Below are 22,753 nucleotides of genomic sequence, written 5' to 3' on the forward strand. Positions count from 1 at the left end.
TCAATATGTCATCAGAAAAAGTACCCGTCACGGTTTTGACCGGCTTCCTCGGTGCAGGCAAAACCACGTTGCTCAACCATATTCTTTCAGCGCAGCATGGTCGCAAATTTGCCGTGCTGATCAATGAGTTCGGCGAACTTGGCGTTGATAATGACCTCGTCGTGGATGCGGATGAGGAAGTTTTCGAGACCAATAATGGCTGTATCTGCTGCACGGTTCGTGGTGATCTGATCCGAATCCTGGGCAGCCTCCTGCGGCGGCGTCAGAAGTTTGACGGGATCATTGTTGAAACCACCGGGCTTGCGGACCCGGCCCCCGTCGCGCAGACCTTTTTCCTCGATGAAAATCTGCGGGAGAAAGCTCGTCTTGACGCGGTCATCACGGTCGTTGACGCCGTCAACGTCCTGACCACACTCGATGAAAGCCCCGAATCTGTCCGTCAGATCGCCTTCGCGGATGTGATCATCCTCAATAAGACGGATCTGGTCGATGAAACGCACCTTGAAGCCGTGACGTCCCGCATCCGGCAGATCAACGCGCATGTTACCATCCATCGCGCATCGCGGAGCGCGGTGGCGCTGGATGAGGTGCTTGATCGGGGTGGGTTCGATTTGAACCGCGCGCTTGAAACCATGCCGAATTTCCTCACCGATGATTCCCATGGACATGAAGAGGGCGTGACCAGCATGTCATTTGCCACGCAGGCACCCCTTGATGAGCAGAAATTCAATGCGTGGATCGGGCCGATTTTGCAGGTTCAGGGACCGGATATCCTCCGTGCCAAAGGCATTCTCTATTTTGAAGGCAAGGAGGAGCGTTTCGCCTTCCAGGCTGTGCATATGCTGGCGGATGGCGATTATATCGGCCCGTGTAAACCGGGGGAGAAGCGGGAGTCGCGCATCGTCTTTATCGGGCGCAATCTCAATCGGCCGCAATTGCGGCGCGGTTTTGAAGCCTGCCAATCATGATGGCCGATACACAGCAACGCCCCCAGCCTCTCATCACGTCTCATGGGGCCGAGCGCGCATTTGAAAGCCCGATCACGGCCCTGACCGCCACGGCGGACGGGTTGGCTTTCGCGGTCGGCACGCTGGATGGCGACATGATTTTCGCCCCGCTGGCCGCATCCCGCACACCGGAAAGCTGGCACGTCGTCCACGTGCATGAAGCGGCCATCACCTGCCTCTCCCATGATCCGGTGCAGCGTGATGCCGTATTGTCAGGGAGTGAGGATTGCTGCCTGACTCGCACCCGCACCTCCGGCGACATGACCGCCCTTTATAAAGGGCGGCGCTGGGTTGAAAATCTTGCGGTGACGTCAACGCACATCGCCTTTTCCTACGGGAAGTCGATGGAATTGCGGGATGCTACCGGGGAAAAAACACTGAAGGCGCTGGATCACCCCTCCTCCGTGACCGGCATCGTTTTTGACGCCAAGGGCAAACGTGTTTTCACCGCGCATTATAATGGCGCCTCTGCCTGGTTCGTGAATTCGGACGCGAATAACGTGCGCAGCCTGTTCTGGAAGGGCAGTCATACCGGCATCGCCATTCATCCTAAAGGCGACGCTATCGTGACGACGATGCAGGAGAATGACCTGCATGGGTGGCGCCTTTCAGACGGCCATAATATGCGGATGAGCGGTTACCCCAAAAAGGTCACATCGCTTGATTTCAGCCGCAATGGGCGCTGGCTTGCGACATCCGGCGCGGATGCGCTCGTTTTATGGCCATTTTTCGGGGGCGGGCCGATGGGCAAAGCGCCGCGGGAACTCGCACGGTTGAACGGGATTTTCTGCACATCCGTCAAATCCCATCCTTGCCACGACGCCATCGCGGCGGGGTTTGAAGATGGCACGATCCTATTGATTGATCTCTCATCGGAGCAGATTTTGCCCATTCGTTACGGAAACAGCCAGAATGACGCCGTTACGCAAATCACCTTCACGCCCAAAGGCGGCGCCATGGCTTTCGGCACAGAGGGGGGATCGGTCGGCGTTCTGATCCTTAATCACCAGATCGTTACGTGACGCCGCGCCCCCTCACAGGCAGTCGCCGCCCATGGCGCTGAAGATTGTGAGGGTGGCGAGCTCGGTGATGATGGCGGTCGCACCAAGGATATCGCCCGTGTAACCGCCAATTTTACGCTGCGTATAGCGCGCGACCCCCATCGCCAGAAGCCAGCTTGCCAGAAGAGCCATCGCGGTCGGGATCACCCCGACCTCAAGACCAAAGGCCAGGGAGATCAGCATGGGCACAACGCATTTATCTTTTCCGATTGAGATCTCGCTGGCCATGCCATCTGACCGGGCCGGTCTCGACAGGGATAAAAGCTGCACCATCCCTAAACGCCCGATCGCCGCCGCAGAGGCCAGGGCAAATACGGTCTGAACCATGTCGAACGATGCTGTCCGGCAAATCGCCAGATAGGCGGACCACTTGCCGAGCGTCGCGAATATGCCGGCGAGGACGCCGAACCCCCCGACCCGGCTATCCCGCATGATGGCCAGACGCCGCTCAAGGTTGCGCCCACCGAACAGACCATCTGCCGCGTCCATCAACCCATCTTCATGCAGCGCGCCCGTTACGAGAAATTGCGCCGCGACGACCCAAAGCACCGCGAGAGACAGATCAACACCTGCGAGCACGAGCACTAAAATCAGCAGGGCGGAAAACGCGCCAATCAGCCCACCTATGACCGGCCAGGCCCAGACCGTCTTTGCCAGAGGCACCCGCCCGGCAGGTGATGCTGCCAAGGTTTGTTGCGCGTTGTCTTCCCCTGACCCGTCACGGCCATGCGGGGCGCGGGCAAGAGGGATGCGCGTCAAGAGCATCCATGCCGTCCTGAATTCCTCCGTGCATTTTCTCACATTGATTCATCCTTGATGCCGATTTCATCAAATGTCGCCATCCCTGTATGGCAGGCCAGCGCCGCGCGTAAAAGCGGTATCGCCAAAGCCGCCCCGGACCCCTCCCCCAGCCGCAGGCCAAGATTGAGGAGCGGTTCCAGATTTAAAGCTTCAGCGAGGCGCTGATGTCCCGGCTCCGCCGATACGTGGCCGAGGCGGCAGTGATCCAGCGCCCCGGGATTTAGCTGATGAAGGGGCGCGACAGCACTCGTGACGACGTAACCATCGAGAATGACGGGGATGCGATATTGCCGCGCCGCCAGGGTCGCGCCCAAAATGGCCGCCATTTCATGCCCCCCCAATCGACAGGCACAATCGAGCGGTGTTTTGATATGCGGCAGGTGCAGGTCAAGCGCACGCCGCACCGCGTCGATTTTACGCGAGAGACCTGCATCATCAACGCCCGCGCCACGCCCGATCCAGGATGCGACATCCCCCCCGAACATGGCAGCGGATAAAGCCGCTGCGACGGTCGTGTTGCCGATACCCATCTCCCCGAAAACAAGCAGGTCACATCGGGGCGAAACAGCCTGGAACCCCGCATCAAGGGCGGAGAGAAAAGCCTCTTCCGTCATGGCGGGTGCCGACGTCATATCTGCGGTTGATCGCAAGGCGTGCACCGGCACGACGTCCAAGGTTGCGTCGACGCTGGTTGCGAGTTGGTTGATCGCGGCGCACCCGCGACGCGCCGCCTCGACCATTGCCGCGGTCACATTGGAGGGCCAAAGCGTCACGCCCTGTGCGACAACACCGTGATTACCAGCGAAAACGATGATATGACGGCGATTGAGTTTTGTCCCGCGCCAGCCACCATACCATTTAGTCAGATCCTCAAGACGTCCGAGGCTACCTGGCGGTTTAATCAGTCTGGACTCGCGTTGATCAATGGCAGCCATCGCTGCATCATCAGCTCGGGAAAGGTTATTCAGCGCGTCTTGAACAGAAGCGAGAGAAGGAAAAATGGACATCGCACCTCAGACGCTTTTGAAAGATATTACGGTGATACAGCCCCCGCCGGACGCGCGGCATGATTTATCGACGCAGAGAGCAGAGCTTTAACTTCCATGACATTTACTCTGGTAATTGGCGGCACGCGTTCCGGCAAGAGTGCCTTTGCTGAAAGTTTAATCATGCATGCCCCTCCGCCCTGGCGCTATATCGCGACGGCGGAGGCCCTTGATGCGTCCATGCGCGCTCGCATCGCTGGACATCAGGCGCGGCGGGGCGCGGGGTGGGAGACCATCGAGGCACCCTTATCCCTCGAAATTGCCCTGCAGACGGAAAAGCCCGTCTTATTGGATTGCCTGACGCTCTGGCTCAGCAACCTCCTCCATGCTGACCGTCATATTGCAGATGAAACGACGCAACTTTGTGAAATGCTCAGCAAGCGGGCGGCGCCCACCATCATTGTCTCCTCCGAGGTTGGACTCGGCATCACGCCTGAGAACGCGCTGGCGCGCCGCTTCGCGGATGAGGCGGGTGAGATGAATCAGAAACTCGCCCGCATGGCCGATCACCTTTACTTGCTGGTCGCGGGCTACCCTTTGAAAATCAAGTGAACCCATCATCAGGAGAAATTCATGTCAGATGAGGCAGAGCATTACCGCGCCAAAATGCAGAAGCGCAAAGCCATGCAGGACCGGATGGTCGCGGAAAATGATCGGGAAAAGGGCCTGCTGATCGTCCATACGGGCAACGGAAAAGGCAAATCCACCGCCGCCTTCGGCATGGCCCTGCGCAGCGCCGGATATGGGCGTCGCGTGGCGATCATCCAGTTCATCAAAGGTGCATGGGATACGGGGGAGCAGCGCGCTTTCCGGAAATTCGAGGAGCAGATCGCTTTTTACCCGATGGGGGAAGGCTTTACGTGGGATACGCAGGACAAAGCGCGTGACATCGCCGCCTGCCAACGCGCCTGGAAACAGGCGCAGGACGCGATGTCTGACCCCGAAATCAGCCTCGTCATCCTGGACGAGATCAACATTGCGCTGCGCTATAAATACCTTACCTGCCAGGACGTCCTGAGCGGTTTGGCTAAACGTCCAACCATGCAGCACGTCGTGGCCACCGGACGCAACGCACCGGCTGACCTCATTGAAGCGGCTGATCTCGTCACTGAAATGACGCTCGTCAAACATCCTTTCCATGCAGGAATCAAAGCGCAGGAGGGGATCGAATATTGAGTGCGCTTACCGGCACAAGGTCGAGACCGGGCGGCCCCACCCGTGCGCGCGGGCTCATGATACAGGGCACGGGGTCCAATGTCGGCAAGTCGTCACTTGTCGCGGGACTCGCGCGTGCTTATACGCGGCGGGGCCTGCGAGTCCTGCCTTTCAAGCCGCAAAATATGTCAAATAATGCGGCGGTCACCGTTGATGGCGGGGAGATCGGCCGCGCCCAGGCTCTTCAAGCCTTTGCCTGCCGTGCCCTGCCTGAAACAGATATGAATCCCGTCCTCCTCAAACCCACGGCGGAGACGGGGGCGCAAGTTATTCTGCAGGGTCAGATCTGGCAGCAGATGAGCGCCCGGGACTACCAGCATGTCAAACGCGATCTGCTCGGCCCCGTCATGGAGAGTTACAACCGCCTGGCCGCGAAATGTGACCTGGTGTTGGTGGAAGGAGCTGGCGCCGCGTCGGAAGTCAATCTCAGGGCCCATGATATTGCCAATATGGGTTTTGCCCGCGCGGCGGATCTGCCGGTGATCCTTGCCGGGGATATTGATCGCGGCGGCGTCATCGCAAATCTCGTCGGCACTAAAATCGTCATGGCGTCCGATGATGCCGCGCAGGTAAGCGGCTTCATCATCAATAAAATGCGGGGCGATACGTCGCTCTTCACGGCAGGGATGGAGACCATCTCCCACCATACAGGGTGGGATGCGTTGGGGATCGTGCCGTTTTACCCCGATTTGCGCCGTCTGCCTGCGGAGGATAGTCTTACCCTCGAAGCCGTTTCCCACCGTGCGGGCGTCGCGGATATTATCGTGCTTATCCTGCCGCACATCGCCAATTTCGATGATCTTGATCCGCTCTTGGATGAGCCGGATCTCGATATCCGCCTCGTCAGGGTCGATAAAAATGCCCCCGTCGCGCCGCATGTGCCGCGATCCCGCCTTATCATTCTGCCGGGCTCCAAATCCGTGATTCAAGATCTGACCATATTAAAGCAGGCCGGATGGGATGAGATCATCCGCCATCATGTTGCCGCAGGCGAGCATGTGTGGGGTCTCTGCGGTGGGTATCAAATGCTGGGTCGCACCATAAGTGATCCGGAAGCTGTGGAATCGCCAATTGCGGAGGCATCCGGCATCGGGTTGCTGGATGTCGACACGGTGATCCGGCGGGAAAAATCGCTCATCGCCGTGCAGGGCGATATTCTGGATGGAAAGGGCCGGAAGTCAGGAATTTTTGAGGGCTATGAAATCCATTGTGGCACGACATCGCCCACAGGCCCCCATAAGAAACTGATCGCCGCCGCCTCTTCCGCCAGCAGCGCACAAACGGAAGATGGACGCGTCTTCGGGACGTATGTGCACGGGCTTTTTGACACGCACGACGCGCGGAAATCCCTCCTCGCGCGCATCGGTCGGGGGGCGACGCAGCCGGATAGATCGGTCGTGATGAATGACATATTGAATGGATTTGCGGATCACCTTGAAGCGCATCTCAACCTCGATGATCTGCTTCACCGGGCGCGTTAGGCTTCAGGCCCGTCTGACCTAGCGGTAAATCCATCGAGATCGGTCCGGATGTCGCGCGGCCCAGTTTTTCTCTTCCAGCTCCGGCGTTTCAGATGGTGATTTCGGGTAGCCGACGCAAAGATACGCCATCATTTCCCAATTGGGGTCGAGTTCCAGGATCCGGCCCGTCACAGCGGGGTCAAGGATAGACACCCAGCCCACCCCAATGCCACGCGCCGTCGCCGCCAGCCAGAAATTATAAATCGCCATAACCACGGACCACGCAACCGTTTGCGGCATGGTGTGGCGCCCCAATCCACGCCCCTGCATTGGTTCCGGGTCAAAAAAAACGGCGATATGGTGGGGTGCGTCCTTCAATCCGTTCAATTTGAGGCGCGCATATTCCTCTGCATCACGCGCCGACAATTCCGCGCGGGCGGCGCGATTGCAACGTTCGAATTCCCGCTCGATCGCTTGACGGCGCGCAACGTCATCGACACGGATGAACCGCCATGGTTGTGAAAGCCCGACGGAGGGGGCCATGGACGCGCGATGTAAGAGGTCTTCAAGGACAGGTTCGGGCACGGATTCCTGCCGAAAATGCCGCACATCCCGCCGCCACCGGAGCAGTTGATCAAGCTCCCCTATGAAATCGGCAGAAAACGCCACGGACGACATACAACCCTCATTTGCCAAATTCAGACCCCTTTGACGTTTCAGTTTGAGGGGCGGGCGTATTTAACGTGTGGCGGCGGTGCACAGCAATCCAATTATCGTGACAAAGAGGACACAGGCCCGCACATAGAGGCGCAAGGCCCGGGTGATATCATGCGCCGCGGGATGCCGCCCGGCCGGATTAAGGAAAGGATCATCCGTCATAAGGCCGTCATAGCAACGCGGCCCGGCGAGGCGGATGTTCAGCGCCCCCGCCATTGCACCTTCCGGCCATCCGGCATTGAAGGACCGGTGGCGCGGCCCATCCCGCCACGCAGCCTGCAAGGCGCGCCACGATGCCGCGCCGCCCCCCGCGACGAGCGCCATCAAAATGGCCGTCAGGCGTGCGGGGATGGCGTTCATGACATCATCTGTCAGCGCAGCCGCCCGACCGAAATCCCGATATCGCGCATTGAGATGGCCGATCATGCTATCCGCTGTATTCAAGGCCTTATAGACGACCAGGCCCGGCAGCCCGGCCATAAGAAACCAGAAAAGCGGCGCGATAACACCATCGGAAAAATTTTCGGCAAGACTTTCAATCGCGGCGCGCGCAACGCCGCTTTCATTTAACGCGCTGACGTCTCGCCCCACAATGTGCGATACAGCGCGACGCCCCGCCGCAAGCCCGTGATGCGGCAGTGCCTGCGCGACATCCGAAACGTGACGCCAGAGACTTTTCTGCGCAATAAAAGGCGCCGCGCAAAATCCGAGAAGCACAGGCCGCACCACGATGGGAAAGCGATGCACGATCCCCCATTCCACCAGACTGGCGAAAATTCCGGCGGGCACAATGATGGCAGCGAGACATAACATGCCCCGCCGCCGCCCCTTTTTTTCCGGGACGGGCTGGGTGTTGAGCCGCGCCTCCAGAAAGGCGATCAGCGTCCCGACCCATGTTACGGGATGCCCGATGCGACGAAATAAAGCTTGCGGGTAGCCCCATAAAGCGTCCAGGAAACAGGCGATCAGCGCGGCCCAGAGTGTGACCTGGCCGTCAAACATAAAGGTCGTGCGGTGGCGTCACATGCATCATGATGCGGTTATTCCTGATATCAGCGCGTTCGGCGCGCATGGCGGGTCCGTGCTGGCCTTTCAGCGCGCTTTCCCCGAAGCGCCTTTACCGTGGTACGATTTATCGACGGGGGTCAATCCGTTTCATTATCCGACAGGTGATCTTCCTGAAGACGCGCTCCGTGCCCTGCCGGAAGCGGAGACCCTCGCACGACTGCGTCAAGCCGCCGCCAAAGCCTATGAATGCGACGCCAGCCTGATTGTCGCCGCGCCGGGGACGCAGGCCATTATCGGCCTCCTGCCCTACCTCCTGCGCCCGCCGCGTGTCTATGTGGAAACACCAACTTATACCGGGCATGAGGAAAGCTGGCGCGGCGCGGGCATTGCCTGCACGGCCCGTGCCGACCTCATGACAAGCACCATTGATCCCGGATGCACCTCTATTTTGTGCCGCCCCAACAACCCTGACGGTCGCCGAAGCACCCTGAGGGAATTGCAGGAATATGCGGCCCTTATCGCGCAAAGTCGCGGCACGCTGATTATCGACGCCTCCTTCGCGGATTTTGAAACGACGTCCTACGCCGCACTTCTTGAAAATCCGGCGGTCATTATGCTCCGCTCATTCGGTAAGACTTACGGGCTGGCGGGGCTGCGCCTTGGTTTCGCGATGGGGCGGCACCCCATGATGACCCGTCTCGCCACCGCTTTCGGGCCGTGGCCGGTCCATGGATTGGCCCTTCATACCGGCATCAACGCGCTGGAGGACGCGGCATGGCGCTTGAAAATGGCAGATAAACTTACGGTCCATGCGGAGAAATTACGCGCGATGATGGCGCATGCCGGATTCAGCTTTGTCGGTGGCACGCCGCTCTTCTCGCTCTTCTCACATCCACGCGCGGGGCATTTCTGGCGCAGCTTCGCCGCGAAGGGCGTGGCGACGCGACGTTTCCACGACAAGCCGGAATGGCTTCGACTAGGCACGCCCGGCAACGCGGCCATGTTTGATCGCCTGGAAACAGCCATAAACATGGCGACAAGCTGACGTTATTGAATACCCTAATGGTCAGAAGGCCCGTGCGCGCCTGCGACAGGGATTCCACACAACGCAATTGATTTTTTTCTTGCATAATGCGCGCGCCTCACCGACATGGCGTGCATGGCCTACAGCATTAAGGAAATTTTTGCGACGTTACAGGGGGAAGGTGCGCATTCAGGGCGCGCGGCAGTCTTCTGCCGTTTTACAGGTTGCAACTTATGGTCTGGCCTGGAATCCCACCGGGCGCAGGCCGATTGCACATTCTGTGACACGGATTTCGTCGGGATGGATGGCGTCAATGGCGGGCGCCTCACTGATACGGAAAATCTGGCTCGTGTCATCTCGCAAGTCTGGGATGAAACGGGGGCCGGCCACGCGCAGCGTTATGTCGTCTTCACGGGTGGGGAACCGCTCCTTCAGCTCGACCCGGATTTGATCGACGCCATGCATCGCGCACAGTTTGAAATCGCCATCGAAAGCAATGGCACGATCCGTGCGCCTGACGGGATTGACTGGATCTGCATCAGCCCGAAACCCGGTCCTGAAACCATCCAAACATTTGGGGATGAGTTGAAACTCATTTTCCCGCAGGAAAATATGGACCCGGCGCGTTTCTCCGGCTGGGCGTTCCGGCATTTCTTTCTTCAGCCGATGGATGGACCGCATTATGAAAAGCATCTTGCGGAAACGATTGCCTATTGTCAGACGCATCCTCAATGGCGCCTCTCACTTCAGACACATAAGCTGATCGGTATCCCCTGATGCTTTCCGACAATGCCGCTCTCATTTTATTTTCCGGCGGGCAGGATTCCGCAACATGTCTCGCATGGGCGTTACAACGTTATGACCGTGTTGAAACGGTGGGATTTGATTACGGCCAGCGTCACGCTGTTGAGATGTCATGCCGTTTAGAGCTGCGCGAACGCATGCCGCGCCTGAAGCCGGAATGGGCCTCCCGCCTCGGACCGGACCATGTGCTGGACCTCCGGACACTGGGCGCGCTTTCAGAGACAGCCCTGACGCGGGAGGCTGAAATCAGGATGACGCAATCCGGCCTGCCCAGCACATTTGTCCCGGGCCGCAATCTTCTCTTCCTCACCTACGCCGCGGCGCTGGCTGTGCGGCGCGACATGCGCCATATCGTCACCGGTGTCTGTGAAACGGATTATTCCGGCTATCCGGATTGCCGCGACGACACCATCAAAGCGTTACAGGTTGCCCTGAATCTCGGTATGGAAACGCGGTTTGTTCTCCACACACCGTTAATGTGGATCGATAAAGCGGAAAGTTGGATTCTCACGCGGGAGATCGGTGGCGATGCGCTTGTGTCGCTGATCCGTGAGGAAAGTCATTCCTGTTACTTAGGGAATCGTGATCACCACCACCCATGGGGATATGGATGCGGCACCTGCCCGGCATGTGAGTTACGGGCGCGGGGATGGCAGGGTTACGTCAATGCTTGAGCTGCAATTCACCCGGCGTTTCTCTATGGGGCACCGATTACTCAGCGATGCCGCGCCGCGCTGCGCCATACCTCACGGCCATAATGAATATGTAACGGTCGCAATCCGCGCACGCAACGCCACAGCGCTGGATGGTCGGCGCAATATGATGGCGGCTTTTGCGGATGTGAAGCGCCGCTGGCACCATTTTATCGACACGCAGCTTGACCACGCTTTGCAACTCGGTGAGGGCGATGATCTGCTCAACTGGTTTGCGACGCATGAGCCGGAAAATTACCGACGGATCGTCGTCACGCCCGGTGACCCGACGACGGAGTTGATGGCCGCTCTCCTTATGGCGAAAATCAATAGCTTCCTTGAAGCGGATATGCCGGAGCTGGTCTGCCATCATTTGACCCTGCGTGAGACAGAAACGAATGCCGTATCGATTTCCGGCCCGGTTGAGGATGTTCTGCCGAAGCTTGACCGTCCGCGGTCACTTTGCTGGTGGTGGCGTGCCGATGACACAATTTCCAACGCGCATCTTAATTTGCGCGATCCAGACTGACACCTTCTCCATCGCGCATCACATGACGACGCTGTCCTTATGACAGGTCACGACGCCTTATCAGTGAGAGATCAGAGCGGTCTCAGAGCGAGGAAAAAACGCGCGCCCAATTTGCCACCGTATTGGCGGCGATGAAAGCGCGGCGAACATAATGGATGCATGTCTGATGGACGCGACCGTGATCAAGAGATCTGACGGCCCGGATCATAAAACCTGATCCAACTCGTTCCAGGCTTCGCCATGGAGTTCCACCGAAACGCGGAAAGGACTTTCCGGCTCGTAATGATCCGTCTGGGCGGGCGCGTCATTCTGACGCGATGTTGTCGGCTCGTCCTGCTTCCTAAAGCGGTTAGTCGAAATAGTCATGGCGGTCATCCGATTAAAACGGTTGCAAATGGGTCTTCTGTCGACACTTCCCAGCGTCTTCGACAGCATATGGAGGAGTCATCAACAGCCCATTAAGGACTCAGTTTCCTAACGGATGGTTTTTTTAGACTCCGATTTTTTCCTAAGCTGTTGAACCTCAATATCTTTCTTATATACGCTTTGGATACCAATCCGATTCGCTTCTTAAAATTTGTTTTCGTAAAATAACGAAGCCGTTAGGACTCGCTCTCTCGACAGATGACGACTTTGCTTAATTGCGTGTGGACATGGTGTGCGCACGAGATTTTACTTCACATCATTTTGGCGCGCGACAGTCGTCAGGTGGTGCGCACGGCGCTTGCGAGGTCGTGACTGTCATGACGATGACCGAGCACATGCGCACCGCGCGCCAGTTGATTGACAGAGCGTAAAATAGTGAATCACACCTCGCTCCTTCCCTCTGGCACCGGGACGTCTGGAGGTATCAAGTCACCGCTTGAAAATGACGGGTTGTAAAATCAAAATTCCTCGATTCGGGCATAAAATGGGAAGCGAGGCATGATCGGGAGTCCGTCAAGATGAGATCAAAATTCCGTGATTGTAGAATGATCGTCTGACCATTGATGGGAGCTGAACCTGCAAAGCTTTGACATTGTGGCATGTTGCGCAAAACACGTCGCCACATGCTGATTTTTAAATTGTGACTTGACTGCCCATTGTGGAGCAAACGGGATGAGACTTCCGCCTGAGGAAACATCGTGATAGATTTGCCGCAATACGCCGAGAGGGCGTGTCAGCATGGGTCTCTCACCGGGAATGGAGGGGACGATGCAACGCCCCGTTTGGCGCGCGACCCTGCTAACTTATTTTATCACGGCGTTACGCCGTATCGTAAAATATAACGTATCACGCCGTGTTTAGCCATTCATCATGTCGTGTTTCTGAAGGGAACATTCATCATGCGCTCAATGTCACGCCGTTTATTCAACTCTTCTATTTGCGCCATGGCTGCGACATCCATCGTCGCATTGTCATCGCCCGCCCAGGCAGCCCCGGATGCCCTCGGGAAGCCGGTGGCGCATTTCTCGCTGGAGGCGAAGTCCGCAGATATCGGGATTGGCTTCACCTGGGGTGAAGGCAAACTCACGTATAAAGGGCGCACGTACCGCTTCAAGGTTTCCGGCGGGAATATCGCAGCCGTCGGTTTCTCAAAAATCACCGCCACAGGCACGGTTTATAATCTGAAAAACCTGCATGATTTTGACGGTGGCTATGCTGCGCTCGATGGTGATGCCACGCTTGATCGCGGTATTGGTGGCGCGGTCATGAGCAATAGTAACGGCGTCAAAGTCAAATTCACATCAGCCACACGCGGTGCGCATCTGGCCGCAGGCGCGCAGGGACTTTCCTTCCAGATACGGGAGAAATAAGCATCTGACGTTATAAAAGGCGGGGTGACCCGCCTTTTATCCGCCCCTTGACCGCGTCCACGCGCCATGATTTTCGCGCGGTCGACACATCACGGCAATTTCCTGAACGCCCCCGCTTGCACTGCGTCGTAAACAGCGCTGGTCAGGCGGCACAAGGTGGCTTCATCCATGGTAAAGGCCGGCGTCAGATAGATAATATTGCGGAACGGCCTTATCCATACGCCTGACGCGATAAAAGCCGCCTTAAGCCGATTCATATCCTCGATCGCCGCAATCTCCACGACGCCGATCGCCCCCATGACACGAACATCGCGCACATTGGGTAAATCCCGGCATTTCTCTAATTCCCGCTGCATGATTTCTGCGATCTTCCGCACCTGCGCCAATCGGGGTTGATGGCGGAAAAGTTCGAGTGACGCACACGCGGCGGCGCAGGCGAGCGGGTTGCCCATGAAAGTCGGGCCGTGCATCAACGCCGCTTTCGGGTCATCCGACAGGAAGGCATCGAAGACATGCCTGCGCGCCACCGTCGCGGCGAGCGCCATGGTGCCACCCGTCAAAGCTTTGGATAAAGTGATGATATCCGGGATCACGCCCGCCTGCTCACAGGCAAACATCGTGCCCGTCCGGCCGAACCCGGTAAAGACCTCGTCAAAAATCAGCAGGACATTATAGCGATCCGCGAAGTCACGCAGTTTTTTGAGGACAGAAGGCGGATGGAAGATCATCCCCCCCGCCCCCTGTACTAGTGGCTCCACAATCATGGCGGCCATGTTGTCGGATGATTGCTGGAGTAAACGCTCTAAAGCCGCCTCATCCTCAGATGTGACAGGAAGGGGCTGCACATATTGGCGTGGCAATACCCCCGAGAAGAGGTGGTGCATCCCCTCCTCCGGGTCACAGATCGCCATAGTGGCCTGGGTATCGCCATGATAGCCACCGGTAAAAGAGAGAATGCGCGTTTTGCCCGTTTGCCCCCTATTAAGCCAATATTGGATCGCCATTTTCAGGGCGACTTCCACCGCAACGGAACCGGATTCGGAGAAGAAAACGTGATCCAGATCGCCGGGCAGGCACGTCGCAAGCGCCTCTGACAATGCCAATGCCGGGCGATGAACCATCCCGCCCAGCATGATATGCGGCATGTCGTCCAATTGGCGACGGACGGCAGCGGCAATATCCGGGTGGTTATAGCCGTGACATGCCGTCCACCAGGAAGCGACACCATCATCCAGATGACGCCCATCTTCAAGAATGATTTTCGTGCCCGTCGTGCGCGCAGCCGTCAGAGGCGGTGCGGTGATTTGCATCTGTGTGTAAGGCAACCAGAGGTGATTGCCGCCGGGACGCGCCATTAATCGAGTCACTTCCATTTAACGGGATCTGTCGACTCATTTACCGCCATCCTGAAACGAGGTCAAAATGCAGCGCCGCCGCAATTTCGGGGCGGGAATTGACAAGTGGGGCGCTTAGCGTCACGAGGGCACATGTCTCGTTTTGACCCTATCTTCCAGAAATCGCTCGCGCAGCGTAAAAATGCGGGGCTTTTCCGGCAGGCGCTGCCAGCGCATCCCGCGCCGAACCCTCATGCGGCGCGGCGCCATGATTTCCGCAGCAATGATTACCTTGGCCTGTCCCACCATGAAAAACTGGCATCCCGCGCGGCCTTGTGGGCGCAGGAATATGGAAGTGGCGCGGGTGCGTCCCGCCTCGTCTCCGGCACACTTGCCGCGCATGAGTTGGTTGAGTCGAAACTTGCCGCGCTCAAATCGACTGAGAGCGCCTTGTTGTTTCCATCTGGGTTTCAGGCGAATATCGGCGTGTTATCGGCGCTGCTCAACCTGTCGATGGAGGCCACTGGCGAGGCACCTTCCATCTATATGGACCGACTTAACCATGCGAGCCTGCATTTAGCGTGCAACGCGGCAGGTGTGCGGCAGAAGCGCTTTCGTCACAATGACGTCAATCACCTTCAGGATCTTCTCAAACGCGACACCGCGTCGAAGGGGCTGCGCTTTATCGTGACGGAAAGCGTCTTCTCCATGGATGGCGACCGCGCACCGTTGGAAGATCTCCGCCTGTTGGCTGATCGTTACGACGCTTTTCTCTATATTGACGACGCCCATGCAACCGGCATTTTGGGGGAGGCCGGGTGCGGCCTCGCCAGTGCGGTCAAGCCTGACCTCATACTCGGCACATGTGGCAAGGCTCTGGGATCCATGGGGGCATTTATTGCCGTGTCTCAAACCCTGCGTGACTGGGTCACCAATCATTGTGCCTCCTTTATTTACAGCACGGCCGTCGCCCCCCCGATCCTCGGGGCCATTGACGCGGCGCTTGACGTCCTGCCCGACATGACGGCGGAACGGGAAAACGTGGCCACCATGGCGGCATGTTTGCGGCAGAAACTCTATGAAGCCGGACTTGCGACAGGGGCGTCATCCACGCAGATCGTCCCTTTCATGGTCGGTGATAATGAGGCGGCTCTCGAAATCGCAGCTCGTCTCAGAAAGGAAAATATCTACGCCACCGCGATCCGACCGCCGACGGTGCCCAGCCACACGGCGCGGCTGAGATTGGCCCTCCATGCCGGGCTGACGCGGGAAGATGTGCTGACCTGCGCCGAGAAGCTGATCGAAATCCATAATGACGTGATCGGCATATGATGACAGGCCGTCGTCCTGACCTCGCAACGGGACATGCGGGTGAAGGGCCTGAACTGGTCCTGATGCATGGCTGGGGATATGACGCCACATTATGGGACGATGTGGCACCTCTCCTGGCGCCGCTTGCCGTCACAAAGCTTGAGGCCGGTTATTTCGGCGCTGCGCCCTTCCTCACCCTGCCGACCCGCCCTTTCATCGCCATCGGGCATTCCGCCGGCGGGCTGTGGTTTCTGAAGCAAAATCTGGCTCATTGCCGGGCCGTCATTCTGATCAACAGCTTCACCCGCTTCACACGCGGCGAAGACTTCCCGTCGGGTCAGGCAGCGTCCATTCTTGCGCGCATGTCACGTCGCCTTGCCACCGCGCCGAAGGATGTCATCACCACATTCCGTAAAAATATCGGTGACAGCAGCGCTTTCTGTCATCCAGTTACGGATCGATTGATGTCTGGCCTCGCTGACCTCTCGGCGGATGACGCCCGACACCAGGCACGCATCATGACGCCGCCCATCCATGCGCTCGCCGGGTCGGACGATCCGCTTATTCCTTCGCCTCTATCCCGCATGTGTTTTGAAAATCCGCATCATCTTGCATGGGCAGAGGGCGGTCATATGCTCCCCCTGACCCAGCCACATTTATGCGCCCGATTTATCAGAAATATTTTTGACGATTTGCACCCATGAACCCGGCTGACATCGCGCGGGGTTTCAACCGCGCCACATTTTATGACGAAGCCGCACGCGTGCAGGCGCGGACAGCAATATTATTGCGCGACCAGCTCGCCGGGATTTATACCGCACGCGCAGCGCCGCGGCGTATTCTTGAAATCGGCAGCGGCACGGGGTTGATGACGGCGGCGCTGCTCAACCTCTTTCCGCAAGCCGAACTGATTGTGACGGATCTCTCCCGGGACATGCTGGCACGATGCCGCGAGAAGATGCGTTCGCAATATCCCGCGCGGCCCGTCACCTACATCGCGATGGATGGTGAACGCCCCAGCCTGATCCCGTCTTTTGACCTGATCTGCTCCAACTTCTGCGTGCAATGGTTTCAAAATCGCCGGGAAAGTTTTGAGCATCTCCGCCGCCTTTTACGAGATGAGGGGGTCATGGCGCTTTCAACGCTTGCTGAGGGCAGTTTCCGGGAATGGCATATGGCCTGCGCCGCCGCTGGCATTTCCGCGGGCTTCGGCCCATGGCCGTCACTGACGACTCTCACGGCGGAATTTCCGCAGGAGGGCACGTCGACATGGGCCGCCCACCGCCTGACCGACCCGGTCGGGAGCGGGCGGCAATTTCTGCGGGATATCAGACGGATCGGCGCGGCGCCATCCGGTTTTGCGAAGCGCTCACTCTCCCCCCAGGCTCTGACGCGTGTCCTGACATTATTTGACCAAGCGGGCACGTCCATGACTTACGAGGTCGCGATCGGCATATATTTCGCGCAGGAGGCTCGGCATGAAGGCTGATCAAAGCGGAAGAGCCGGGTTTTTCATCACCGGCACAGGCACAGGCGTGGGTAAAACGCTCGTCTCAGCCCTCATGACAATGGCTCTCGATGGTGATTATTGGAAGCCCCTTCAAACCGGCCTCGCCGAGGATGTTTGCGACACGGCCGACATAACCTCCCTGACAAGGTTACCGCCTGAACGCAGTCATGCGCCCCTTTATCAGTTTGATGCCCCCCTATCGCCCTGGAGTGCGGCGCGGCGCGCTGGCGGTCATGTCGATTTATCCCGCATCTCTTTGCCAGCCACAACGCGCCCCCTCGTGATTGAAGGAGCCGGGGGACTGATGGTGCCACTTAATGCCGAGCAGCTCATGATTGATTTGATCGCGACATGCCAACTGCCCGTCATCCTTGTGGTCGGGACCGGGCTGGGCAGCATCAATCATGCGCTATTGAGTCTGGAAGCCCTGCGCAGGCGGGATCTCCCGATTGCCGGGATCGTGATGAACGGTGCGCCGCATGCTGACGATAAGGACCTCATCCTGCATTTTGGCGGGGCGCTGCCGTGCGCCTCCATCCCGCATCTGCCCGATCTGACAAAGGAAAGTTTGAATATAGAGGCCGCGCGGCTTCGGGGGATTTTCCCCACCCGTCAGAGCAATGAAACCACGCGACCGTAAATTTACAGGATCTGCGTCGGCTCAGTGCGACAGATCTTTGAAATCCTTTTTCGTCTTTGACACGAAATTGCTGAGTTTACGGTCGTGACGCTGGCGGGATTCCTGCCAATCCTTGACGCGTTGACGCCCTGCTTCGAGGCGCTTCTTCCGTGCGTCAGACAAGGCGGCGGACTTCTTCTTCAGATTATCAGCGTCTCCGACGAGCTTTTCCTTATCTGAGGACCATTTCGATTTCAGGCGGTCGCCCGACTCCTTGAGGCGCTGTTTCTGCGCTTTCTGCCAGTCAGCACCTTTTGATTTCCAATCGTGATTGGATTTCTTCCAGCTTGCAGCCTTGTCATGGAGGCGCGTCTCAGCCGCGTCCATACGGTCGAGCAAATCCTGGCCATGATCACTGGATGACGATGCTGCTGCAGCATCGGACTGCGCCCGGCCATGTTGGGGATAAGCGAGGATCATCCCCATCGCCATGGCGGAAGCCAGACTTGTTTTGAGAATTCTGGAGGCGGTTTTCAATTTTTGACACTCCCATCTGTCAGGGTGTGGCAGGCGTTCCTGCCCTGTTGACCATTTTAAGTCGCAGCGCCTGCAAGCGGCGAATGGCGGGATGTGTATCAAATAACTGGGCGCGCTCAAGCCCACGTGCCGCGTAATTCGCGCGTTTGTGAGAATCCTGCATGAGGCTGAGCAGCGCCTCTTCCAGCTCATCCGGGGCATCCACCGCCGCGGTGAGGGCCGCATCACCTACCACTTCCGGCAGGCCACCACTGCCGGAGGAAATAACAGCGGCACCGCTCGCCATGGCCTCAAGCGCTGTCAGCCCGAAAGGCTCCGGCCATCGACTGGGAACAACCACAATGGCGGCCATGGCCATGATATCCAGCACCTGCTGGTGCATCTGATAACCCGCAATCGTGATGCCGTGCTCCTCCGCCTCACGCTCCACCCGGTCGACAAAACTGGTGCGCGGGGCATTGAAGCGGAATCGGTCAGCGCCGACCATAACGGCGCGCCAGTTCGGCACCTGCTTGCGCACATGGCCCCAGGCCTGCACGAAACGATCCGCCCCCTTATCCGCCACGACACGCCCCACGAAGAGGACGATCGGCGCTTTCGCCTTCGGGCGCGGTGGCAGCGCGCCGAGATCGAGCGAATTGGGGAGGACATCGACATCCCCGGTATAGACATCCTCAAGATAACGTTTCCGCAGCCAGCGTGAGACTGTCACGACCCGCACCTTGCGAATCAGGGCCTCACGTTGTGCCGGGGTGCGCGCGCCCTTCATACCCTGAGGGTCATTATGCAGAAAGAGACTGACAGGCAGGCCACTCCGCGCCAAAGCATGGGCCATTGCCGGGCGGTTATGCACCTCCACGAGGTCAGGCCGAAACTTTTTGATCAGTTGCTGCACGCCGATGCGGTAGCGGACCCCCTCCCGCGCCCACCGCCAGGGCAGGCCCGGTTCGGGCACGGCTTCAAACTGCCCGCCGGGCAGGACAGGCCCGCTGATCCGCATCCCGACCACGATATCCTCAGGCTGCGCCAATCGCGAGGCCAGCAATGCGATGGCCCCTGCCTGGTCGGACGCGTAACCTTCCCGACGGGGGAGGACGATCATCGCCCGAGGTGCAGCTTCGATTGACCCGTTGACCTGTGCCTTCCGCATCATTCAACCCCTCTTGCAGACGGTGACGCCCCGCTGCTGCCTTATTCAAAATCCGTCATCAAATCCGGCTGTTGATGATGGTCGAACATACGTTCTATCTGGTGCATCCGGACACGACCGGAAGAGAGGTCGGCCGGAATTTCATCCCGCGTGAACCAGCCCGTCCCGCATGTCTCATCCGTATTCTGCAGCGCGACCCCGCCCACAAGGCGACATATGTAGAATAATTTGGCACAACTGAAGACCTCCGGTCGATGGCCCTGACGGGCGCGGTCCCACAAAGCGGCAAGCTTGATGGGAGCGACGTCATAGCCGCTCTCCTCCCGCGCTTCCTTGACGGCATTTTCAGCCGTTGTGAGATTAACATCGGCCCAGCCACCCGGAAGCGTCCAGCGACCTGCATCGAGAGTCTCCCGCACCAGCAGGATGCGGCCCTCTTTGTCGAAAACAGCGGCGCGCACATCGATTTTAGGCGTGGCGTAACCGCTTTCCTGCGCATGGAGGAGGCGCAGGGTCGACGCATCCTCCCCCGACCGGATGGCGAGAAGGTCCGACGCAATATCGCGTAGACGGTGATAACGCGCGACATCATAGAGATTTGTACTGAAAGTCAGTCCATTCTGCGCGATGGCCTGCACCTCTCGACTGAGGGTCAACCAGTCCGGTTCCGTCATCCCGTATCTCCCACGCTTCGTTTCTGCAATATAAACCGGGCTGAATCACTTAAAAACCACTCAACGCGCACATTTTGCAGGGTCATCCGACCCTTCCGGAAAGGCCGGGCACAAGGTGTGAAACCGCCCTGAATGGCAACTCCTCGGACTTTACAGCGTCGTTGAATCATGAGCATTCTTTGATTCTGGAATTCGGTCTCAACCGCGACGCTGTAGGTTCTGACCGCGTGAAGGTGAATGATCTGGTCACACGCATCGCCGATCCGGGAGCTTCTTTTGAAAACCGATTCACCATTGTCGGCCTTTTTTCCGGCCTCAATGCGCTGCATAACCCCCGCCTGGGGGCATGTTCTGCCTGTCATGACCATGGTCAGCGCCCTGTTGATAATGTCCGCATGCAGCGCCCCACCCCGCCCCACCGGCGCATCAGGTGGCGTGGTGTATGACGCGGATGGCCGGGCAAGCTGGTCCAGCTATAATCACGCGCCGGATTTCGCGACACTGAATTATGAGCCCTTCAACCGGCAGGATGCGGTGGCCATCGCCCTGCGTGAATGGCGCCTCTTCGGCAGCCCCGTCGTGGATGATGACCCGGAATCCCGTCCCGATAATGCTGATCCCAGCCTCAAGCCTGAGCGCATGCCGGGATTATGGCAGCGCGTCGGTGAATATTGGTGGATCGGGCAGAATGCCGGCGCGCATCAGGTTGGCTGGACAGGCAAGCAGGATGGCACAGGGCGGCGCTTTCCGGCGCGGGATGACGGTAATTACGCGTGGTCCGCAGCTTTTATCTCCTATGTCATGCGGATTGATGGCGCGAATAGCCGCTTCCCCTATTCTCCTAATCACGCGACCTACATCAATGCCGCTGTCTCCGGCCAGACATCGGGCCTGATTGCCCGCCGCCCCTCCGATTATGCGCCTCAATTGGGTGACCTCATCTGTGTCGGGCGCGGGCGCAGCCGCGACATTACATACGCGATGCTTCCTACGGCGCGGAATTTCCCGTCCCATTGCGGCATCATTGTCGGCACAGGTCAGAGTGGCGCGCCTTTCGGGCGGCAGATCAGCATGATCGGGGGCAATGTCATGGACGCTGTCGCCCTTACCCACGTCCCGACAGACGCCGCCGGAAGGCTGGCGGACAGCTCCGGGCAGAGTTATGACAGCCGCTATAACTGGCTGACTGTTCTGCAGGTAAGATATGATGCGGAGCAGGAGCCGGATGCCGGGATGTAACCTGTCTACCAAGGTTTCGAAGCTTCAACGCCACGCGCATTGAAACCCTGATGTCGGCTTCCCATCTCAACAGCTTCCCATAAATTTGAGGAAGTCACGTCAAGATGGAAGGCAGCATGTCAGATATAACGGGCGCAGCGATCGAAAAATTCAATATGAAGGGCTGGCCCCGGACATCTGACTCCATGTCTGAAGCCATCGGCGGCACACCGCTTATCCTTTTGCGCGGCGTCTCCGAAGCGACAGGCTGCAAAATCTACGGCAAAGCGGAATTCATGAATCCCGGTGGTTCGGTCAAAGATCGGGCCGCGCTGGCGATTATTTCCGACGCGGAGGCGCGTGGTCAGTTAAAGCCGGGCGGTGTCATCGTGGAGGGGACAGCGGGCAATACCGGCATCGGCCTGACCCTCGTCGCCCATGCGCGCGGTTACCGCACAATCATCGTCATGCCCGAGACACAGAGTCGGGAAAAAATCGATTTTTTAAGGATGATCGGCGCGGACCTGCGTCTTGTCCCCGCAAAGCCCTATCGCGATCCGGGTAATTACGTCCATGTCTCCCGACGCATTGCGGAGGAGACACCCGGCGCGGTCTGGGCCAATCAATTTGACAATATTGCCAATCGTGAGGGCCATCGCCGCACGACCGCCGCGGAAATCTGGTCACAACTGGATGGCCGGATTGATGCATTCACCTGCGCCTGCGGCACGGGCGGGACCTTGGCAGGCGTCGCATTGGGTCTGGCCGACGCATCACGCGCGGCAGGTCGCCCGCGACCGCACATCGTCCTCGCAGATCCGGAGGGGTCCGGCCTGGCGGGCTGGGTCAAAAACGGTGATCTCACCCCTTCCGGCAGTTCCATCACAGAAGGGATTGGCCAGTCCCGCGTGACAGGAAATCTTGAGGGCGTCACATTTGACGATGCGGAAAAAATCCCTGATGCGGAGGCGCTTGAGTTGATTTTCGCGCTGCAGATGCAGGAGGGTCTTAGCCTTGGCGGCTCATCGGGCATCAATATCGCCGCCGCGGCCCGCACGGCGCGGAAACTGGGCCCGGGCCATAATATCGTGACGATCCTGTGCGATGGTGGCGCACGCTATCAGTCAAAGCTCTTCAATCCGGCATTTCTGCGTCAGAAGGACCTCCCGATACCGTCATGGCTGAAGGACGAAATGTAACGATAGGTAACGACGCTTGGATTTCGTCGTCCATCCCGTCC

25 protein-coding genes are annotated in these 22,753 nt (G+C 58.5%); 16 read left to right on the top strand and 9 right to left on the bottom strand.

The features are described from left to right. Positions 1 to 5 precede the first annotated feature (5 nt). Both N5W20_RS06305 and N5W20_RS06310 read left to right on the top strand, forming a co-directional pair. Complete coding sequence (locus N5W20_RS06305) at positions 6 to 968, top strand: CobW family GTP-binding protein (protein ID WP_319806316.1); 963 nt, start codon at positions 6 to 8, stop codon at positions 966 to 968. Continuing rightward, the gene (locus N5W20_RS06310; RefSeq protein ID WP_408869441.1) at positions 968 to 2,029 is read left to right on the top strand and encodes a WD40 repeat domain-containing protein; all 1,062 of its coding nucleotides are present in this window, start codon (positions 968 to 970) and stop codon (positions 2,027 to 2,029) included. Before N5W20_RS06305 ends, N5W20_RS06310 begins: the two co-directional genes overlap by 1 nt. A 12-nt stretch (positions 2,030 to 2,041) precedes the next feature. Here N5W20_RS06310 and N5W20_RS06315 read toward each other — a convergent pair whose 3' ends face one another. Both N5W20_RS06315 and cobT read right to left on the bottom strand, forming a co-directional pair. Beyond that, on the bottom strand, positions 2,042 to 2,869 hold the full coding sequence (locus N5W20_RS06315) for an adenosylcobinamide-GDP ribazoletransferase (RefSeq protein WP_319806318.1): 828 nt from the start codon (positions 2,867 to 2,869) through the stop codon (positions 2,042 to 2,044). Beyond that, positions 2,866 to 3,876 carry a nicotinate-nucleotide--dimethylbenzimidazole phosphoribosyltransferase gene (gene cobT / locus N5W20_RS06320; protein WP_408869390.1) on the bottom strand — a complete coding sequence of 337 codons (1,011 nt, stop codon included), beginning with the start codon at positions 3,874 to 3,876 and terminating at the stop codon, positions 2,866 to 2,868. Before cobT ends, N5W20_RS06315 begins: the two co-directional genes overlap by 4 nt. A 96-nt stretch (positions 3,877 to 3,972) precedes the next feature. Here cobT and cobU point away from each other — a divergent pair, with 96 nt between their 5' ends. Genes cobU through N5W20_RS06335 form a run of 3 tightly spaced genes read left to right on the top strand, consistent with a single transcriptional unit; the run spans position 3,973 to position 6,611 of the window. Next, on the top strand, positions 3,973 to 4,467 hold the full coding sequence (gene cobU / locus N5W20_RS06325) for a bifunctional adenosylcobinamide kinase/adenosylcobinamide-phosphate guanylyltransferase (protein ID WP_319806320.1): 495 nt from the start codon (positions 3,973 to 3,975) through the stop codon (positions 4,465 to 4,467). 21 nt (positions 4,468 to 4,488) lie between these two features. Next, positions 4,489 to 5,091 carry a cob(I)yrinic acid a,c-diamide adenosyltransferase gene (gene cobO, locus N5W20_RS06330; protein WP_319806321.1) on the top strand — a complete coding sequence of 201 codons (603 nt, stop codon included), beginning with the start codon at positions 4,489 to 4,491 and terminating at the stop codon, positions 5,089 to 5,091. Positions 5,092 to 5,147: 56 nt separating this feature from the next. Continuing rightward, entirely contained in the window at positions 5,148 to 6,611 is a 1,464-nt protein-coding gene (locus tag N5W20_RS06335; RefSeq protein WP_319807853.1) for a cobyric acid synthase, read from the top strand. Positions 6,612 to 6,629: 18 nt separating this feature from the next. Here the strand turns inward: N5W20_RS06335 and bluB are convergent, their stop codons facing one another. After that, a complete protein-coding gene (gene bluB / locus N5W20_RS06340; RefSeq protein WP_319806322.1) occupies positions 6,630 to 7,268 on the bottom strand; it encodes a 5,6-dimethylbenzimidazole synthase in 639 nt (212 codons plus the stop codon). Between the two features lie 60 nt (positions 7,269 to 7,328). After that, positions 7,329 to 8,309: an adenosylcobinamide-phosphate synthase CbiB gene (gene cbiB / locus N5W20_RS06345; protein ID WP_319806323.1), complete on the bottom strand. Its 981-nt coding sequence runs from the start codon at positions 8,307 to 8,309 to the stop codon at positions 7,329 to 7,331. 22 nt (positions 8,310 to 8,331) lie between these two features. Here cbiB and N5W20_RS06350 point away from each other — a divergent pair, with 22 nt between their 5' ends. The 4 genes from N5W20_RS06350 (at position 8,332) to N5W20_RS06365 (ending at position 11,364) form a co-directional block, all read left to right on the top strand. Further along, positions 8,332 to 9,360 (top strand): aminotransferase class I/II-fold pyridoxal phosphate-dependent enzyme, encoded by a 1,029-nt coding sequence (locus tag N5W20_RS06350; RefSeq protein ID WP_319806324.1) that lies wholly within the window; start codon positions 8,332 to 8,334, stop codon positions 9,358 to 9,360. A gap of 114 nt (positions 9,361 to 9,474) precedes the next feature. Further along, positions 9,475 to 10,116 carry a 7-carboxy-7-deazaguanine synthase gene (gene queE / locus N5W20_RS06355; RefSeq protein WP_319806325.1) on the top strand — a complete coding sequence of 214 codons (642 nt, stop codon included), beginning with the start codon at positions 9,475 to 9,477 and terminating at the stop codon, positions 10,114 to 10,116. Beyond that, positions 10,116 to 10,817 carry a 7-cyano-7-deazaguanine synthase QueC gene (gene queC / locus N5W20_RS06360; RefSeq protein WP_319806326.1) on the top strand — a complete coding sequence of 234 codons (702 nt, stop codon included), beginning with the start codon at positions 10,116 to 10,118 and terminating at the stop codon, positions 10,815 to 10,817. Before queE ends, queC begins: the two co-directional genes overlap by 1 nt. Next, the gene (locus tag N5W20_RS06365) at positions 10,810 to 11,364 is read left to right on the top strand and encodes a 6-pyruvoyl trahydropterin synthase family protein (protein WP_319806327.1); all 555 of its coding nucleotides are present in this window, start codon (positions 10,810 to 10,812) and stop codon (positions 11,362 to 11,364) included. Before queC ends, N5W20_RS06365 begins: the two co-directional genes overlap by 8 nt. A gap of 204 nt (positions 11,365 to 11,568) precedes the next feature. Here the strand turns inward: N5W20_RS06365 and N5W20_RS06370 are convergent, their stop codons facing one another. Continuing rightward, positions 11,569 to 11,730: a hypothetical protein gene (locus N5W20_RS06370; RefSeq protein WP_319806328.1), complete on the bottom strand. Its 162-nt coding sequence runs from the start codon at positions 11,728 to 11,730 to the stop codon at positions 11,569 to 11,571. A 968-nt stretch (positions 11,731 to 12,698) separates the two neighbouring features. On the opposite strand from N5W20_RS06370, the gene N5W20_RS06375 reads away from it, so the two are divergent. After that, positions 12,699 to 13,160, top strand: coding sequence for a hypothetical protein (locus tag N5W20_RS06375; protein WP_319806329.1), 462 nt, complete (start codon positions 12,699 to 12,701; stop codon positions 13,158 to 13,160). A gap of 89 nt (positions 13,161 to 13,249) precedes the next feature. On the opposite strand, the gene N5W20_RS06380 is transcribed toward N5W20_RS06375, so the two are convergent. Continuing rightward, a complete protein-coding gene (locus N5W20_RS06380; protein ID WP_319806330.1) occupies positions 13,250 to 14,533 on the bottom strand; it encodes an adenosylmethionine--8-amino-7-oxononanoate transaminase in 1,284 nt (427 codons plus the stop codon). Positions 14,534 to 14,647: 114 nt separating this feature from the next. On the opposite strand from N5W20_RS06380, the gene N5W20_RS06385 reads away from it, so the two are divergent. The 4 genes from N5W20_RS06385 to bioD are packed head-to-tail and all read left to right on the top strand — an operon-like array spanning position 14,648 to position 17,955. Next, a complete protein-coding gene (locus N5W20_RS06385) occupies positions 14,648 to 15,826 on the top strand; it encodes an aminotransferase class I/II-fold pyridoxal phosphate-dependent enzyme (RefSeq protein WP_319806331.1) in 1,179 nt (392 codons plus the stop codon). Further along, positions 15,823 to 16,509, top strand: a complete 687-nt coding sequence (locus tag N5W20_RS06390; protein ID WP_319806332.1) for an alpha/beta fold hydrolase — start codon at positions 15,823 to 15,825, stop codon at positions 16,507 to 16,509. Before N5W20_RS06385 ends, N5W20_RS06390 begins: the two co-directional genes overlap by 4 nt. Beyond that, positions 16,506 to 17,294, top strand: coding sequence for a methyltransferase (locus N5W20_RS06395; protein ID WP_319806333.1), 789 nt, complete (start codon positions 16,506 to 16,508; stop codon positions 17,292 to 17,294). Before N5W20_RS06390 ends, N5W20_RS06395 begins: the two co-directional genes overlap by 4 nt. Then, positions 17,284 to 17,955 (top strand): dethiobiotin synthase, encoded by a 672-nt coding sequence (gene bioD / locus N5W20_RS06400; protein WP_319806334.1) that lies wholly within the window; start codon positions 17,284 to 17,286, stop codon positions 17,953 to 17,955. Before N5W20_RS06395 ends, bioD begins: the two co-directional genes overlap by 11 nt. A gap of 21 nt (positions 17,956 to 17,976) precedes the next feature. On the opposite strand, the gene N5W20_RS06405 is transcribed toward bioD, so the two are convergent. The 3 genes from N5W20_RS06405 to N5W20_RS06415 are packed head-to-tail and all read right to left on the bottom strand — an operon-like array spanning position 17,977 to position 20,295. Then, positions 17,977 to 18,471: a hypothetical protein gene (locus N5W20_RS06405; protein ID WP_319806335.1), complete on the bottom strand. Its 495-nt coding sequence runs from the start codon at positions 18,469 to 18,471 to the stop codon at positions 17,977 to 17,979. A 19-nt stretch (positions 18,472 to 18,490) separates the two neighbouring features. Beyond that, positions 18,491 to 19,624, bottom strand: coding sequence for a glycosyltransferase family 4 protein (locus N5W20_RS06410; RefSeq protein ID WP_319806336.1), 1,134 nt, complete (start codon positions 19,622 to 19,624; stop codon positions 18,491 to 18,493). Positions 19,625 to 19,662: 38 nt separating this feature from the next. Beyond that, complete coding sequence (locus N5W20_RS06415; RefSeq protein WP_319806337.1) at positions 19,663 to 20,295, bottom strand: NUDIX hydrolase; 633 nt, start codon at positions 20,293 to 20,295, stop codon at positions 19,663 to 19,665. Between the two features lie 387 nt (positions 20,296 to 20,682). On the opposite strand from N5W20_RS06415, the gene N5W20_RS06420 reads away from it, so the two are divergent. Together N5W20_RS06420 and N5W20_RS06425 are read left to right on the top strand one after the other, a co-directional pair. After that, positions 20,683 to 21,534 (top strand): DUF2272 domain-containing protein, encoded by an 852-nt coding sequence (locus N5W20_RS06420; protein WP_319806338.1) that lies wholly within the window; start codon positions 20,683 to 20,685, stop codon positions 21,532 to 21,534. Positions 21,535 to 21,689: 155 nt separating this feature from the next. Further along, entirely contained in the window at positions 21,690 to 22,712 is a 1,023-nt protein-coding gene (locus N5W20_RS06425) for a cysteine synthase A (RefSeq protein ID WP_319807854.1), read from the top strand. Positions 22,713 to 22,753: the final 41 nt, after the last annotated feature.

This window comes from Candidatus Kirkpatrickella diaphorinae, from assembly GCF_025736875.1.
GTDB lineage: Bacteria > Pseudomonadota > Alphaproteobacteria > Acetobacterales > Acetobacteraceae > Sorlinia > Sorlinia diaphorinae.

What these genes read in the sequence shown, in the direction of transcription:
- N5W20_RS06395 (WP_319806333.1), top strand. Translation starts at nt 16,506, where the DNA reads ATGAACCCGGCTGACATCGCGCGGGGTTTCAACCGCGCCACATTTTAT.
- bluB (WP_319806322.1), bottom strand. Translation starts at nt 7,268, where the DNA reads ATGTCGTCCGTGGCGTTTTCTGCCGATTTCATAGGGGAGCTTGATCAA.
- cobO (WP_319806321.1), top strand. Translation starts at nt 4,489, where the DNA reads ATGTCAGATGAGGCAGAGCATTACCGCGCCAAAATGCAGAAGCGCAAA.
- N5W20_RS06425 (WP_319807854.1), top strand. Translation starts at nt 21,690, where the DNA reads ATGAAGGGCTGGCCCCGGACATCTGACTCCATGTCTGAAGCCATCGGC.
- queC (WP_319806326.1), top strand. Translation starts at nt 10,116, where the DNA reads ATGCTTTCCGACAATGCCGCTCTCATTTTATTTTCCGGCGGGCAGGAT.
- N5W20_RS06415 (WP_319806337.1), bottom strand. Translation starts at nt 20,295, where the DNA reads ATGACGGAACCGGACTGGTTGACCCTCAGTCGAGAGGTGCAGGCCATC.
- N5W20_RS06410 (WP_319806336.1), bottom strand. Translation starts at nt 19,624, where the DNA reads ATGATGCGGAAGGCACAGGTCAACGGGTCAATCGAAGCTGCACCTCGG.
- N5W20_RS06310 (WP_408869441.1), top strand. Translation starts at nt 968, where the DNA reads ATGGCCGATACACAGCAACGCCCCCAGCCTCTCATCACGTCTCATGGG.
- cobT (WP_408869390.1), bottom strand. Translation starts at nt 3,876, where the DNA reads ATGTCCATTTTTCCTTCTCTCGCTTCTGTTCAAGACGCGCTGAATAAC.
- N5W20_RS06380 (WP_319806330.1), bottom strand. Translation starts at nt 14,533, where the DNA reads ATGGAAGTGACTCGATTAATGGCGCGTCCCGGCGGCAATCACCTCTGG.
- cbiB (WP_319806323.1), bottom strand. Translation starts at nt 8,309, where the DNA reads ATGTTTGACGGCCAGGTCACACTCTGGGCCGCGCTGATCGCCTGTTTC.
- N5W20_RS06390 (WP_319806332.1), top strand. Translation starts at nt 15,823, where the DNA reads ATGATGACAGGCCGTCGTCCTGACCTCGCAACGGGACATGCGGGTGAA.
- N5W20_RS06365 (WP_319806327.1), top strand. Translation starts at nt 10,810, where the DNA reads ATGCTTGAGCTGCAATTCACCCGGCGTTTCTCTATGGGGCACCGATTA.
- N5W20_RS06335 (WP_319807853.1), top strand. Translation starts at nt 5,148, where the DNA reads ATGATACAGGGCACGGGGTCCAATGTCGGCAAGTCGTCACTTGTCGCG.
- N5W20_RS06370 (WP_319806328.1), bottom strand. Translation starts at nt 11,730, where the DNA reads ATGACTATTTCGACTAACCGCTTTAGGAAGCAGGACGAGCCGACAACA.
- N5W20_RS06385 (WP_319806331.1), top strand. Translation starts at nt 14,648, where the DNA reads ATGTCTCGTTTTGACCCTATCTTCCAGAAATCGCTCGCGCAGCGTAAA.
- bioD (WP_319806334.1), top strand. Translation starts at nt 17,284, where the DNA reads ATGAAGGCTGATCAAAGCGGAAGAGCCGGGTTTTTCATCACCGGCACA.
- N5W20_RS06350 (WP_319806324.1), top strand. Translation starts at nt 8,332, where the DNA reads ATGCATCATGATGCGGTTATTCCTGATATCAGCGCGTTCGGCGCGCAT.
- queE (WP_319806325.1), top strand. Translation starts at nt 9,475, where the DNA reads ATGGCCTACAGCATTAAGGAAATTTTTGCGACGTTACAGGGGGAAGGT.
- N5W20_RS06375 (WP_319806329.1), top strand. Translation starts at nt 12,699, where the DNA reads ATGTCACGCCGTTTATTCAACTCTTCTATTTGCGCCATGGCTGCGACA.
- cobU (WP_319806320.1), top strand. Translation starts at nt 3,973, where the DNA reads ATGACATTTACTCTGGTAATTGGCGGCACGCGTTCCGGCAAGAGTGCC.
- N5W20_RS06420 (WP_319806338.1), top strand. Translation starts at nt 20,683, where the DNA reads ATGTCCGCATGCAGCGCCCCACCCCGCCCCACCGGCGCATCAGGTGGC.
- N5W20_RS06305 (WP_319806316.1), top strand. Translation starts at nt 6, where the DNA reads ATGTCATCAGAAAAAGTACCCGTCACGGTTTTGACCGGCTTCCTCGGT.